Origin of the sequence: Bradyrhizobium nanningense, assembly GCF_004114535.1 — a bacterium.
Classification (GTDB): Bacteria; Pseudomonadota; Alphaproteobacteria; order Rhizobiales; family Xanthobacteraceae; genus Bradyrhizobium; species Bradyrhizobium nanningense.
The window spans coordinates 132,594-145,661 of sequence record NZ_LBJC01000020.1 but is presented as its reverse complement, the minus strand read 5'-3'; the positions used below and the strand labels follow the sequence as shown (position 1 = coordinate 145,661).

Sequence of the window (13,068 nt, the reverse complement as noted above, 5' to 3'; positions counted from 1 at the left end):
CGCTATACCCTGTTGCGGCCGCGCGCCAAGCCGACCACGGCCGAGACCAGGAACAGAACGACCGCGATGAAGAAGATGATCTTGGCGATCTCGATCGAAGCGCCGGCGACGCCGCCGAAGCCCAGGATGCCGGCGATCAGTGCGATAACCAGAAACGTCACAACCCAGCCTAGCATGGTCAATCCCTCGTCTTGATGTTGTCTGCGTCCGGCGCAGGCTCGCCGCGCCACCTGTCCAGACAATCTCGGGGTGGGAACGATGGTTCCGGCCCGCCCCAAGTGGAAATTCGCAAGATTCGCAGGAACAATTTGGCCCGCCGCGCACGTGGAAAACCTCTTTTCGCCGCCCCATATAGGCACCATCCCTGTTAGAAGGCTCCCTTCCGCCTCCCCGCGGTGCCATCGTGGGGTCAATGATTCGCATGACCGAGCCGAGCAAGATCACCAGCGTACCCGACCACCAGCCCGCAGCCGGCGGCATCGCCGCGCGTGCGCGCGCCTCAGTAGGCCCGAAATACCTCTCCGGGCTCAATCCCGAGCAGCGCGAGGCGGTGGAGACGCTGGACGGTCCGGTCCTGGTGCTGGCCGGCGCGGGCACCGGCAAGACCCGCGTGCTGACGACGCGCATCGCCCATATCCTGAGCCAGGGCCGCGCCCGCCCCGCCGAGATCCTGTCGGTGACCTTCACCAACAAGGCCGCGCGCGAGATGAAGCACCGGCTCGGCCAGATGCTCGGCCACGCCGTCGAGGGCATGCCGTGGCTCGGCACCTTCCACTCCATCGGCGGCCGCATCCTGCGCGTCCATGCCGAGTTGGCGCAGCTCAAATCGAACTTCACCGTGCTCGATGTCGACGACCAGGTCCGGCTGCTCAAGCAGCTGCTGCAAGCCGAGAACATCGACGACAAGCGCTGGCCGGCGCGCATGCTCGCCGGCCTGATCGACGGCTGGAAGAACCGCGGCCTGATGCCGTCGCAGGTGCCCTCGGGCGAAGCCGCCGTGTTCGGCAACGGCAAGGGCGGCAAGCTCTATGCGAGCTACCAGGAGCGGCTGAAGATCCTGAACGCGGCCGATTTCGGCGATCTCCTGCTGGAGAACATCCGCATCTTCCGCGAGCACCCGGATATCCTCCGGCAATATCAGCAGCGCTTCAAATACATCCTGGTCGACGAATATCAGGACACCAACGTCGCGCAATATCTGTGGCTGCGGCTATTGTCGCAGGCGCCGTCTTCCTTCGCCTCTCCTCGCCTGCGGGAAGAGGTCGCATCGCAAAGCGATGCGGGTGAGGGGGACGCTCCAAGCGCCGCGCTCGTGGAGACAGCCCCTCACTCCGACCCTCTCCCCGTGAAGGACGGGGCGAGGGAGAAGAACCACGTCAAAAACATCTGCTGCGTTGGCGACGACGACCAATCGATCTATGGCTGGCGCGGCGCCGAGGTCGACAACATCCTGCGCTTCGACCACGATTTCCCGGGCGCCAAGGTCATTCGCCTGGAGCGCAACTACCGCTCGACCGGCCACATCCTCGCCGCCGCCTCACATCTGATCGCGCATAATGAAGGCCGGCTCGGCAAGACACTGCGCACCGAGGACCAGGACGGCGAGAAGGTCACGGTAACAGGCTCGTGGGATTCCGAAGAGGAAGCGCGCGGCATCGGCGAGGAGATCGAGCAGATCCAGCGCCGCGGCGAGAAGCTCAACGAGATCGCGATCCTGGTGCGCGCGTCCTACCAGATGCGCGAGTTCGAAGACCGTTTCGTCACGCTCGGCCTGCCCTATCGCGTCATCGGCGGCCCCCGCTTCTACGAGCGCGCGGAAATCCGCGACGCGCTGGCCTATTTGCGCGTCATCAACTCGCCGGCCGACGACCTCGCCTTCGAGCGCATCGTCAACGTGCCCAAGCGGGGCCTCGGCGATGCCACGGTGCAGATGCTGCACGACCACGCCCGCAAGCGCCGCATTCCTTTGTTCGAAGCGGCCCGCGCGGTGGTCGAGACCGACGAGCTGAAGCCGAAGGCGCGCGGCTCGCTTCGCGACGTCGTCGCCCAGTTCGACCGCTGGCGCGCCCAGCGCGAGGTCACCGCCCACACCGATCTCGCCCAGATCGTGCTCGACGAAAGCGGCTATACCGAGATGTGGCAGAAGGACCGTTCGGCGGACGCCGCGGGCCGGCTGGAGAACCTGAAGGAGCTGGTGCGCTCGATGGAGGAGTTCGAGAACCTGCAAGGGTTCCTCGAGCACATCTCCCTGGTGATGGACCGCGACGGCGGCGCCGAGGAAGATGCGGTGTCGCTGATGACGCTGCATTCGGCCAAGGGGCTCGAGTTCGACAACGTGTTCCTGCCCGGCTGGGAGGAAGGCCTGTTCCCGAGTCAGCGCACGCTGGACGAGCAGGGCCGCGCCGGCCTGGAAGAAGAGCGCCGGCTCGGCCATGTCGGCCTGACCCGCGCCCGCCGCCGCGCGATGATCTATTTCGCGACCAACCGGCGCATCCATGGCACCTGGTCGACCACGATCCCGTCGCGCTTCCTCGACGAATTGCCGGCGGCCAACGTCGAGATCACGGAGTCCAAGGGCGGCTCGGCCTGGGGCGGCACCGGCGGCTATGGCGCCTCGCGCTTCGACGACCTGGAGGCCTTCGGCTCCAGCTATTCGACGCCGGGCTGGCAGCGCGCGCAGGCCAACCGCAATCGCGGCGGTGGTCGCTCTGGCAGCGGCGGCCACGGCGGCTTCGAGGACGAGGCCGCGACGTTCTCGTCCTCCTCATCGGCCGGCCCCGATTTCGGCAGCTTCTCTTCGCGCCGTCGTGGTCCCCTGACGATCGAGGGCGAGCTGGTCGCCAAATCGACCGGCACGACGTCCGAATTCTCGCTGTCCGACCGCGTCTTCCACCAGAAATTCGGCTATGGCCGCGTCACCAAGATCGACGGCAACAAGCTCACCATCGCCTTCGACAAGGCCGGCGAGAAGAAGGTCGTGGACAGTTTTGTGCAGCGGGCGTGAGGCCCGCGATATGGCTCAGTACGTTGCCATCATCGAGGATACCGATCCGGAGGAAGCCGTGGGCCTGTGGTTTCCCGACCTCCCCGGCTGCTTTTCAGGAGGCGATGATATCGACGAGGCCCTGGAGAATGCGCCCGAGGCACTGGCGCTCTACGCTCAGGACCTCGCCGCAGACGGCCGCCAGCTTCCCCCGCCTCGGACATTGGCCGAGCTCGAGGCCGACCCCGATGTGGCCGACGACCTCAGAAACCATACCGTCGCCCTGATCGAATGGCCGCCCCTCGACGCCGCGGAGTGAGGACTGTTCGCCGCACTCGCCGGGCCTTCGACGGTTCTCCTCCGAACAGGTCTTGACCATCGCGAACTTCCCCGTATCAGATAAAGCCATGGTCCGGGGCTCCATCACACTGATCTTGCTGGCATTGGGGATGCCGTCGCTCAGCGCGGCGGAGACCATGAGCTTTGGCGATTCGATCGGGCTCTTGGCCAAGAGCTGCGGTGCGGAAATCGTCGCCAATTGCCGTGGCGTCAATCCGGACTCGACGCGCCTGAAGGAATGCCTGTCGCGCAACCGCGACGTGCTCTCGCCGCAGTGCGCGAGCGACTATCTCGGCGCCTTCGACGCCATCCAGAAGCGCGTCGCCGCGCGCGTCACGGTGGCGAACGCCTGCCAGCGCGAGATCGTCAAGGTGTGCGGCGGCTCGACCAAGGAGACCAGCAAGTCGATCCCCTGCCTGGTCTCGACCCCCAAGGGCATCAGCAACAATTGCCTGAAGGCCGTCGACGACGCGGGGTATCGCTGATGCATGCGAGCAGGCTCTTCTTTGCCGGACCGGCCCTCGCGTTCGGCCTCGCTCTGCTCGCGGGCGCAGCCGCCGCCCAGACGGCGGCGCCGACCCGCGACGACATCGTCGGCAAGCTCGACCATTTCGAAGAGGCTGCCGAGGTCGATCTTCCCGCGCTGAAGCAGCAGGTGATGGAGCGCGCCAAGGCCAGGATCAAGAATGACCCGGGCCCGGTGAACCGGCCGCCGATCGCGCCCGATCTGGCCAAGCTGCCCGCCTTCAACGCACAGATCCAGTTCGATGCCGACACGCCCATCATCCAGCCGGCCTCCTACCAGACCGTCGGCCGCATCGCGGACGCGCTGGTGCACTCTTCGCTGCTGCCCTACACGTTCCTGATCGTCGGCCACGTCGAATCCAATTCGAAGACGCGCGAGGCCAATGCGATCCTGAGCCAGCGCCGCGCCGACGCGATCCGTGACGTGCTGGTGAACACATTCAAGATCTCGACCAAGCGGCTGCATCCGATCGGCCTCGGCGAGGAGCAGTTTCTCGACCGGGCCAAGCCAAGTTCGGCCGTCAACGGCCAGTTGCAAATCATGACCTATGCCAGGGTGCCCGACGAGGCGCCTGCACATCCGGCTGCGGCGCCTGCACCTGCGGCGAAAAAGCCCGCCAAGAAGCGCTGAGCGGACACGGCTTCGCGCCTGACGGAACCCTTTGAAGTTCTGATCGTTTTGGTGCCTGTCCGGGGCGCAGCAAGACGGCTTTGCGCGACAAAAGCGCCGGTTTGTGCACCGCCCGGTCCAGTGCTATAGCCACTGTTCGCCCTTCCCGATCCCGTGCTGCATGAGACCAAAATGGGTGGCTTTTTTCAGCGCCAGCTTGCCGTTTACGTCGAGTACCATCGCGATCCCCGCAACACGGCGATGCATGTCGTCGGTATTCTTCTGTTGTTCACCGGCGCGGTGCTGCCGCTGACGCTGGTCAGGCTTCCGCTGTTCGGTTTCGATGTCAGCCTGGCGGTGATCCTGGCCTTGCCGGTTCTGATCTATTGGCTGCTGCTCGATGTGGCGCTCGGGATCGGCATTCTGGCGGTCTCCATCGTGCTGTTTTCGATTGCGACGAGCATTGCGGCGCACGTCAGCATCGCGACGATGTGGGCGATTTTCGCCGCGCTGGTGGTGCTCGGCCTCGCCGCGCAGACCATCGGCCATAAGGTTTTTGAGGGCCGCGAAGCCTCGCTGTTCACTTTTCCTTCGCATCTTTTGCTTGGACCGATGTTCGTGATGGCAAAATTATTCATTGCATTGGGCTTCCGTCGCGACCTTGCCGCGATTCTGGCGCCTCTTCCGACCAATTCCCTTTCAACCCGATAGCTCTAGAAGCGAAACAGCAAAACTTCTGCATGGCTCTCGTCCTGGTTACCGGTGGCAGTGGCTTCATCGGACATCATCTCGTCGAAGCGCTCCGCGCCCGTGGGCAGCGGGTGCGTGTTCTCGACGTCCGTGCGCCGGCCGCGGCGAACACTGAGGTCGAACACGTGCACGGCTCGGTGCTGGACGGCGCCGCGGTCGATGCTGCGGTCGCCGGGGTCGATCAGGTCTATCACCTCGCCGGCCTGCCCGGCATGTGGGTCGCCAACAAGCGGGATTTTCACGAGGTCAATTGCCGCGGCACCGAGATCGTGCTTGCGGCCGCGATGAAGCGCGGTGTGTCGCGCTTCCTGCACTGCTCGACGGAATCCATCCTGTTCCCCTATTCCGACCTGAACGGTGTCCCCGCGGAAGAAGCGCTGCAGCCGGTCGACGCAATGCCCGGTGCCTATACGCGCTCGAAGTCGCTCGCCGAGCATTGCGCCGCAAAGGCCGCGGCAAGCGGCTTTCCGCTCGTGATCGGCACGCCGACCATGCCGATCGGTGCTGCCGACCACAATCTGACGCCGCCGACCGCGATGCTCTGGTATTTCCTCCAGAAGAAGGTGCAGCCGCATCTCAACTTCCTGGTCAACCTCGTCGACGTTCGCGACGTTGCCATGGGCCTGGTGCTGACCATGGAGCGCGGCCGCCTCGGCCAGCGCTACATCCTTGGCGGGGACTGCGTCCCGCTCGGGCGCATCCTGCGGATGATGTCGGCGATGAGCGGCCGCCGGCAGTTTCCGGTCGTCGTCCCCGGCAAGATCGCCGAGCTCTCCGCGATCATGCTGGAGTACATCTCCGATCAATTCACGCGCCGGCCGCCCAACGGCACCGCAGAGGGCGTGCGCATCGCGCTCGCCGCGAGCGATCTTTCGATCGGCAAAGCCCGTAACGAGCTCGGCTATTCGCCACGTCCGATCGAGCCGGTGCTGCGCGAAACCATCACCCATCTGCTCGCCCGCAACGGCCAGCAGCCCACCGGCGCCATCGAGCATCGCGCGCTCTCCTCGCGCGCGGGCTGAAGCCGCCGCCCAACGCAAAGAACCTTCATGTCCTTCGATTTCAGCAAGCTTCTCTCTGTCGCCTGGGGTGGCTGGACCACAGCCTGGCCGACCGAACTCCTGGCCCTGGTCTGGCTCGCCTTTCTCGCCAGTTGGGTCGGCGCCTCGTTCTGGCAGGGGCGGACCAAGAAGCAGGTCATGACGCTGGAGTCGCAGCGCTATCGCCTGCCGATCCTGGTCGGCGGCATCCTGTACACGCCGTGGGTTGCCCAGCTCCTGGGCTGGAAGCCGCTTTGGGTGCTCGGCAACACCGGCATCTACATCGCCGCGGTCCTCTCGGCAGCCGGCATCGCCTTCGCCTGGTGGGGCCGGTTGCATCTCGGAAAATTCTGGTCGAACACCATCACCCACAAAGAAGATCACCGCGTTATCGACACCGGCCCCTACGGCATCGTGCGTCACCCGATCTACACCGGCTTGATCTTCGGCATGCTCGTCACCGGCATCGCAATCGGCCTCGTAACGACGATCCTCGGCGCGATCCTGATCTCGCTCGGCATGTGGCAGAAGGGCCGGATGGAAGAGGTGTTCCTCTCCAAGGAGCTCGGCGAAGACGCCTACGGCGCCTATTGCCGCCGCGTGCCGATGATCATCCCGTTTTTGTCGCCCCGGTGAGGGCGAGCCTTCCGCTTTCTCGTGCGACGCCCCTATTAGTCCCGTCATCCTGAGGTGCGAGGTTCGCGATGCGCAAGCATCGCGAGGCAAGCCTCGAAGGACACCTGTCGGCGCTCGTCCCATGCAAATTCGATCGGCTGCCATTCCGCGGGAATAGACCCCGGCGGAGGGCCACACCGGTTGACGCCGGCCCCGTCAGCCAGTTGGATGCGCGCGCAAATAGGGGCTTCTCATGACCTTCTCCAGCATCTTCGCGCAGTTCGTCGCGATTCTCGGCGGCATCGCACTGCAATGGCGCAAGATGACGGGCACCGAGCCCGCGCCGGCCTGGGGCCAGACCCCCGCGATCCCCGAAGCGAAGCCGCAAGGCGCGATCCCGACCTTGAAGATGCCGACCGCGCGCGGCTGGAGCGAGGGCCAGAGGCCGACCGTCGCACCGGGTCTCAAGGTCAATGCGTTCGCCACCGGCCTCGACCATCCGCGCTGGATCGAGGTGCTGCCGAATGGCGATGTGCTGATTGCGGAGGCGACGCAGATCGCAGGCGCCCCGCGCAGCGTGTTTCACTATGCGATGCAGGCGACGATGCGCCGCGCCGCGGCGCTCGGCGTCTCCGCCAACCGCATCACGCTGCTGCGCGACAAGGACGGCGACGGCGTCGCCGAACATCGCGGCGCCTTCATGGAAAATCTCAACCAGCCGTTCGGCATGGCGCTGGTCGGCGACACTTTTTACGTCGGCAACACCGATGGGGTGATGGCCTTCCCTTACGTCGCAAATGACGACCGCATCACCGCGCCGGGCAAACGGCTCACCACCTTCAAGCCGGGCGGCCACTGGACGCGCAGCCTGCTCGCAAGTCCCGACGGCAAGAAGCTCTATGCCGGCGTCGGCTCGCTCACCAACATCGCCGAGATGGGCATGGAGGTCGAGGAAGGCCGTGCCGCGGTCTACGAGCTCGATCTTGCTGCCGGCACGCATCGCATTTTCGGCGCCGGCCTTCGCAATCCCGTCGGCCTTGCCTGGGAGCCGAACACGAATGCGCTCTGGACCGTCGTCAACGAGCGCGACGGCCTCGGCGACGAGACGCCGCCGGATTACCTGACCGCGGTGCGCGACGGCGGTTTCTACGGCTGGCCCTATTGCTACTGGGGCAAGACGGTGGACGACCGCGTGCCGCAGGATCCGGCGATGGTCGTCAAGGCGCTTCAACCGGACTATGCGCTCGGCGGCCACACCGCTTCGCTCGGCCTGTGCTGGATGCCGGCAGGGACCCTGCCCGGCTTCGGAGACGGCATGGTGATCGGCCAGCACGGCTCATGGAATCGCAGCAAGCTGTCCGGCTACAAGCTGGTGTTCATCCCGTTCGCGAACGGCAAGCCGTCCGGTCCCGGTCGCGACATCCTATCGGGCTTCCTGTCCCCCGACGAAAAGGAATCCTACGGTCGCCCGGTCGGCGTCGCAATCGGCCCCGACAAGAAGTCGCTGCTGATGGCCGACGACGTCGGCAACGTGATCTGGCGCGTGACGGGCGCGTAACCGGACCTAATATCTTGAGGCAGGCGCCACGGCGATCGCATCTGCCTTCCGTCATCCTGAGGTGCGAGGCATGGGACGCACCACGTCCCATGGCGCGCCTCGAAGGATGACGGTGATAGAGCGCGCCGCCATTGAGGCAGGTCGGGCCTCACCCCATTACGTTCCCACACACAGCGTGGCGCGCTGCTTCCGCAGCAGCGCGATCACGGACAGCGCGGTGATCAACCCGGTCTTGGGATTTTCGGACGGGATGTTCTCGATGCCCATCGAGAACCGCGCCGAATCCGCCTCGACCTCGATGCGGTGAACGTTGCGCGTCACGGTCGGGTCGGCCCAGACCTGGATCTGGGTCCGATCGGGTCCGATGCCCGCCAGCGACAGCGCAACGGCGACATTGACGTTCGCCGGAAAGCCTTTTGCGGCTTCGCGCGCGCTGCCCTCGAACAATTTCAGCGGCTCGCGCAAATTGTCGATGTCGATGTTGTTCTGTACAATGAACGGCGCGCCCTTCAACCCGTCGATCGGCTTACGCGTCACCATCTTCACCGAATGGATGGTGCCGATTGCGGCGGCGTTGACGGCATCGAGCCCGATCAGCGCGCCGGTCGGCACGATGATGCGGCCGCCGTTGGCGCGGGCGAGATCGACGAGATCGAAATTGTCGAGCAGGCCGCCGACGCTGACCACGATTGCGGCCTTGCCGCGCCTCACCGCCGGCTCGACGATGGAACGCAGATGATGGCTCGGCGCGCATTCGACCACGATGTCGGCGGCCTCGCCGAGCTGCTCGATCGACAGCACCTGCGGCGGGCGGCGCAAGCCGCCGATGAAAGCCTGATGCTTGGCGGGATCGCGCACCGCGACAGCCGACAGCGTCAGCCCCTCGATGCCTTGATCGAGCGCGGTCGCGATCTTGGTGCCGATCGAGCCTAACCCGGCAATGGCAACTCGCAGATCGCTCTTTGCCCTTTGATCCGTCATCGCGTCCCCCTCTGTCCGGTCCAATGTCTTAAACCGTCACGCCTCCCGCGCATAGTTGCGCAGGCGCGCCTCCAGCACCGCCAGAATGGCATCGCGCGCTGGATCGCGCGAGCCGCGCAGCCAGGCGGCGGCGAGCGGCAGCCGGCCGACGGGACCGCTCTGCTTCGGCCGGAGCGGCACGAAACGCACCCCCGACACCGCCATCCGCGTGGTCCAGCGGGGCACGATCGCAACGCCGAGCTTCGTGGCCACCAGATTGATGATGGTCTGCTTCTCGTCGGCGACCTGTACGATGCGTGGCGTCAGTCCAGCCTGCTCGAACAGCTTGATCGTGAGATCATGGCTATGCGGCCGCGAGCGGCGGTCCGGCACCAGCATCGCCTCGTCGGCGATGTCGGCCAGCGTGACCGACTTGCGCCTGGCCAGCGCATGCCGCTGCGGGAACGCCACGATCGCACTCTCCTGGAGCAGATCGCGGAATTCGAGCCGCTTGTCCGCACGATCGGGCGGGCGGACAAAGGCGAGATCGAGTGCACCGGTCAGGATCTTCGGCAGCAGCCGGACCGTCTTGTCCTCGAGGAGCTGCACCGCGATGTCCGGATGCCTGGCGCGGAAATCACGCAGCAGCGGCGGCAGCAACCCTGCCGCCGCGCTGTCGACGGCGCCGATCCGCAGCCGCCGCGCAGTGCCGGCGCGGGAGCGGCTGCGCAGACTGCTCTCGACCGCCTCGACCTTGGCGAGGATGGCGCGGGCATCGCGCAGCAGCGTCGTGCCGTCCTCGGTGAGCGACACTGCGCGCGTCGTCCGGGCGAACAGCCGCGTGCCCAGATCCTGCTCCAGCAACCTGATCTGCCGGCCGAGCGCCGAGGGCAGCATCTGGAGCTGCTGCGCCGCATGGCCGAAATGCAGCTGTTCGGCCGCCGCCACGAAGCATCGAAGCTGATGCAATTCCATTGAAGGTCCTCTCGTCTCGCCCGGCGAGGATTATATCATTTTTTTGTATAAACCAGCGCCGATTGAGTGTGCCTCTTCCCCCCGCCTAGGCTCATGGCCGGCGTAGACCTCCAGGTCCGTCGACACAACGACAAACCAGCACCGAGGAGGCCAAGGTGGCGAGCGAGATTCAGACGCGCGTGCTGCGCAAGATCACCTGGCGCATCGTTCCCTTCATCATGCTGCTGTACTTCGTGGCCTTCATCGACCGCGTCAATATCGGCTTCGCCTCGCTGACGATGAACAAGGACATCGGCCTGTCCCCCGCGGTCTATGGCTTCGGCGCCGGCATCTTCTTCTGGGGCTATTTCCTGTTCGAGGTGCCCTCCAACATCATCCTGCACAAGATCGGTGCGCGGATCTGGATCGCACGGGTGATGATCACCTGGGGCCTCGTCTCGGCGGCGATGGCGTTCGTGCAGGGGCCGACCAGCTTCTATGTCCTGCGCTTCCTGCTCGGCGTCGCCGAGGCCGGCTTCTTCCCCGGCATCATCCTCTATCTCTCTTATTGGTTTCCGGCGCGCCAGCGCGCCGCGGTCACCGCACTGTTCATGGCCGCCGCCCCGCTCTCGACCGTGCTGGGCTCGCCGATCTCGGGCGCGCTGCTCGAGATGGACGGCCTCTTCGGCTTCAAGGGCTGGCAATGGCTGTTCGCGCTCGAAGCACTGCCGGCCGTGCTGCTCGGCTTCGTCGTGCTCGGTTTTCTGACCGACCGCCCCGAGAAGGCAAAATGGCTCGCGGAGGACGAGCGGCGCTGGCTGGTCGAGACCATGAACGTGGAGACCACCAGCAAGGCCGCGAGCGCGAGCCACAGCATCTGGCGCGGGCTCGCCGATCCGCGCGTGCTGGCGCTGTCGCTGATCTATTTCGGCACTTCGGCCGGCCTCTACACGCTCGGCGTCTGGGCGCCGCAGATCATCAAGCAGTTCGGCATGTCCTCGCTCCAGGTCGGCTTCCTCAATGCACTGCCGGCAACCGCCGCCGTCGTCGCCATGATCCTATGGGCGCGGCACTCGGACCGCAGCGGCGAACGCACCTGGCATGTCGTGTGGGCCTGCCTGATCGCCGCCGCCGGCCTCGCCTATGCCGGGCTTGCGGCCGGCGTGGTTGCCGTGCTGGCCGCGCTGACATTGGTCAACATCGGTATCTCCTCGGCAAAGCCGCCGCTGTGGAGCATGCCGACGCTGTTCCTGTCCGGCCCCGCGGCGGCGGCCGGCATCGCCACCATCAACTCGATCGGCAATCTCGGCGGCTTCGTCGGCCCTGCAATGATCGGCTGGATCAAGGACCAGACCGGCAGCTTCGTCGGCGGCCTCTATTTCGTCAGCGGCCTGCTCGTTCTCTCGGCGGTCCTGACCCTGCTATTGTCGCGCGCGAAAACTGCGCCGGTCGAACCCGTCCCACAATCCCACTGATCTCTCAAACGGAGCATTTCCATGCGCACCCATTCGATCGCAGCCATCCCCGCCGACGGCATCGGCCCCGAGGTGATCTCGGCCGGAATCCGCGTGCTGGAGGCTCTGGCAAAGCGCGGCGGCGACCTTGCCTTCAACGTCAAGACGTTCGACTGGGGCTCGGACTATTACAAGAAGCACGGCGTCATGATGCCGGCCGACGGCCTCGCTGAGCTGAAGAAGTTCGACGCGATCTATTTCGGCGCGGTCGGCGCGCCCGACGTGCCCGATCACATCACATTGTGGGGCCTGCGCCTGCCGATCTGCCAGGGCTTTGACCAATACGCCAATGTTCGGCCGACAAAAATCCTGCCCGGCGTCGCCTCGCCGCTGCGCAATGTCGGCGTCGGCGATCTCGATTGGGTGATCGTGCGCGAGAATTCGGAAGGCGAATATGCCGGCATGGGCGGTCGCGCGCACAAGGGCCTGCCGGAAGAGGTCGGCACCGAAGTTGCAGTGTTCACCCGTGTCGGCGTCACCCGCATCATGCGCTATGCGTTCCAGCTCGCGCAGTCGCGCCCGCGCAAATTCCTGACCGTCGTGACCAAGTCGAACGCCCAGCGCCACGGCATGGTGATGTGGGACGAGATCGCCGCAGAAGTCGCGACCGAATTCCCCGACGTGACCTGGGACAAGATGCTGGTCGACGCCATGACCGTGCGCATGACGCTGCATCCGAAGAGTCTCGACACCATCGTCGCGACCAACCTGCACGCCGACATCCTCTCCGACCTCGCCGGCGCGCTGGCGGGAAGCCTCGGCGTGGCGCCGACCGGCAATATCGATCCGCAGCGCCGCTTCCCCTCGATGTTCGAGCCGATCCACGGCTCGGCCTTCGATATCACAGGCAAGGGCATCGCCAACCCCGTCGCGACCTTCTGGACCGGCGCGCAGATGCTCGAGCATCTCGGCGAGAAGGACGCCGCGTCACGGCTGATGGCGGCCGTCGAGCGCGTCTGCGCGGCCGGCGTGCTGACGCCCGACGTCGGCGGCAAGGCAACGACGAAGGAGGTCACGGACGCCGTGATCGACGCGATCCATGGGGCGAATGTGTGAGGCAAGCTGGCGCCGCAGCGACGGTCGGCTCCCTCGCCCCGCTTACGGGGAGAGGGTTGGGGTGAGGAGCTGCTTCCGCAAAAAATAGTGGCAGACGGACTCGCGGAGGCTCCCCCTCACCCGGAATGTGCCTTCAAATTCCGGCCTCTCCCCGCAAGCGGGGA

General features: G+C 65.7%; 13 protein-coding genes. 10 read left to right on the top strand and 3 right to left on the bottom strand.

The genetic code is table 11. The annotated features are described in order from the left end of the window. Positions 1-2: 2 nt before the first annotated feature. Positions 3-176 carry a DUF1328 domain-containing protein gene (locus XH84_RS13645; RefSeq protein ID WP_028138034.1) on the bottom strand — a complete coding sequence of 58 codons (174 nt, stop codon included), beginning with the start codon at positions 174-176 and terminating at the stop codon, positions 3-5. A 236-nt stretch (positions 177-412) separates the two neighbouring features. Here XH84_RS13645 and XH84_RS13640 point away from each other — a divergent pair, with 236 nt between their 5' ends. The 8 genes from XH84_RS13640 (at position 413) to XH84_RS13605 (ending at position 8,420) form a co-directional block, all read left to right on the top strand. Then, positions 413-3,004: an ATP-dependent helicase gene (locus XH84_RS13640; protein WP_128918468.1), complete on the top strand. Its 2,592-nt coding sequence runs from the start codon at positions 413-415 to the stop codon at positions 3,002-3,004. Between the two features lie 10 nt (positions 3,005-3,014). Beyond that, positions 3,015-3,302, top strand: a complete 288-nt coding sequence (locus XH84_RS13635; RefSeq protein WP_128918469.1) for a type II toxin-antitoxin system HicB family antitoxin — start codon at positions 3,015-3,017, stop codon at positions 3,300-3,302. A gap of 88 nt (positions 3,303-3,390) precedes the next feature. Then, positions 3,391-3,807 carry a hypothetical protein gene (locus tag XH84_RS13630; protein WP_128918470.1) on the top strand — a complete coding sequence of 139 codons (417 nt, stop codon included), beginning with the start codon at positions 3,391-3,393 and terminating at the stop codon, positions 3,805-3,807. Further along, a complete protein-coding gene (locus XH84_RS13625; RefSeq protein ID WP_128918471.1) occupies positions 3,807-4,478 on the top strand; it encodes an OmpA family protein in 672 nt (223 codons plus the stop codon). Before XH84_RS13630 ends, XH84_RS13625 begins: the two co-directional genes overlap by 1 nt. Before the next feature lie 171 nt (positions 4,479-4,649). Next, the gene (locus tag XH84_RS13620) at positions 4,650-5,168 is read left to right on the top strand and encodes an Mpo1 family 2-hydroxy fatty acid dioxygenase (RefSeq protein WP_164936131.1); all 519 of its coding nucleotides are present in this window, start codon (positions 4,650-4,652) and stop codon (positions 5,166-5,168) included. Positions 5,169-5,197: 29 nt separating this feature from the next. Continuing rightward, entirely contained in the window at positions 5,198-6,229 is a 1,032-nt protein-coding gene (locus tag XH84_RS13615) for an NAD-dependent epimerase/dehydratase family protein (RefSeq protein WP_128918473.1), read from the top strand. A 27-nt stretch (positions 6,230-6,256) separates the two neighbouring features. Continuing rightward, positions 6,257-6,883, top strand: a complete 627-nt coding sequence (locus XH84_RS13610; protein WP_018319663.1) for a methyltransferase family protein — start codon at positions 6,257-6,259, stop codon at positions 6,881-6,883. Between the two features lie 232 nt (positions 6,884-7,115). Beyond that, on the top strand, positions 7,116-8,420 hold the full coding sequence (locus XH84_RS13605) for a PQQ-dependent sugar dehydrogenase (protein WP_128918474.1): 1,305 nt from the start codon (positions 7,116-7,118) through the stop codon (positions 8,418-8,420). A gap of 156 nt (positions 8,421-8,576) precedes the next feature. Here the strand turns inward: XH84_RS13605 and XH84_RS13600 are convergent, their stop codons facing one another. Together XH84_RS13600 and XH84_RS13595 are read right to left on the bottom strand one after the other, a co-directional pair. After that, on the bottom strand, positions 8,577-9,401 hold the full coding sequence (locus tag XH84_RS13600) for an aspartate dehydrogenase (protein ID WP_128918475.1): 825 nt from the start codon (positions 9,399-9,401) through the stop codon (positions 8,577-8,579). Between the two features lie 36 nt (positions 9,402-9,437). Beyond that, positions 9,438-10,355 (bottom strand): LysR family transcriptional regulator, encoded by a 918-nt coding sequence (locus XH84_RS13595; protein WP_128918476.1) that lies wholly within the window; start codon positions 10,353-10,355, stop codon positions 9,438-9,440. Positions 10,356-10,510: 155 nt separating this feature from the next. Between XH84_RS13595 and XH84_RS13590 the strand changes: the two genes are divergently transcribed. Further along, the gene (locus tag XH84_RS13590; RefSeq protein ID WP_128918477.1) at positions 10,511-11,809 is read left to right on the top strand and encodes an MFS transporter; all 1,299 of its coding nucleotides are present in this window, start codon (positions 10,511-10,513) and stop codon (positions 11,807-11,809) included. A 21-nt stretch (positions 11,810-11,830) separates the two neighbouring features. After that, entirely contained in the window at positions 11,831-12,904 is a 1,074-nt protein-coding gene (locus XH84_RS13585) for a tartrate dehydrogenase (protein WP_128918478.1), read from the top strand. Positions 12,905-13,068 lie beyond the last annotated feature (164 nt).

What these genes read in the sequence shown, in the direction of transcription:
- XH84_RS13625 (WP_128918471.1), top strand. Translation starts at nt 3,807, where the DNA reads ATGCATGCGAGCAGGCTCTTCTTTGCCGGACCGGCCCTCGCGTTCGGC.
- XH84_RS13610 (WP_018319663.1), top strand. Translation starts at nt 6,257, where the DNA reads ATGTCCTTCGATTTCAGCAAGCTTCTCTCTGTCGCCTGGGGTGGCTGG.
- XH84_RS13645 (WP_028138034.1), bottom strand. Translation starts at nt 176, where the DNA reads ATGCTAGGCTGGGTTGTGACGTTTCTGGTTATCGCACTGATCGCCGGC.
- XH84_RS13620 (WP_164936131.1), top strand. Translation starts at nt 4,650, where the DNA reads ATGGGTGGCTTTTTTCAGCGCCAGCTTGCCGTTTACGTCGAGTACCAT.
- XH84_RS13615 (WP_128918473.1), top strand. Translation starts at nt 5,198, where the DNA reads ATGGCTCTCGTCCTGGTTACCGGTGGCAGTGGCTTCATCGGACATCAT.
- XH84_RS13600 (WP_128918475.1), bottom strand. Translation starts at nt 9,401, where the DNA reads ATGACGGATCAAAGGGCAAAGAGCGATCTGCGAGTTGCCATTGCCGGG.
- XH84_RS13640 (WP_128918468.1), top strand. Translation starts at nt 413, where the DNA reads ATGATTCGCATGACCGAGCCGAGCAAGATCACCAGCGTACCCGACCAC.
- XH84_RS13595 (WP_128918476.1), bottom strand. Translation starts at nt 10,355, where the DNA reads ATGGAATTGCATCAGCTTCGATGCTTCGTGGCGGCGGCCGAACAGCTG.
- XH84_RS13605 (WP_128918474.1), top strand. Translation starts at nt 7,116, where the DNA reads ATGACCTTCTCCAGCATCTTCGCGCAGTTCGTCGCGATTCTCGGCGGC.
- XH84_RS13630 (WP_128918470.1), top strand. Translation starts at nt 3,391, where the DNA reads ATGGTCCGGGGCTCCATCACACTGATCTTGCTGGCATTGGGGATGCCG.
- XH84_RS13635 (WP_128918469.1), top strand. Translation starts at nt 3,015, where the DNA reads ATGGCTCAGTACGTTGCCATCATCGAGGATACCGATCCGGAGGAAGCC.
- XH84_RS13585 (WP_128918478.1), top strand. Translation starts at nt 11,831, where the DNA reads ATGCGCACCCATTCGATCGCAGCCATCCCCGCCGACGGCATCGGCCCC.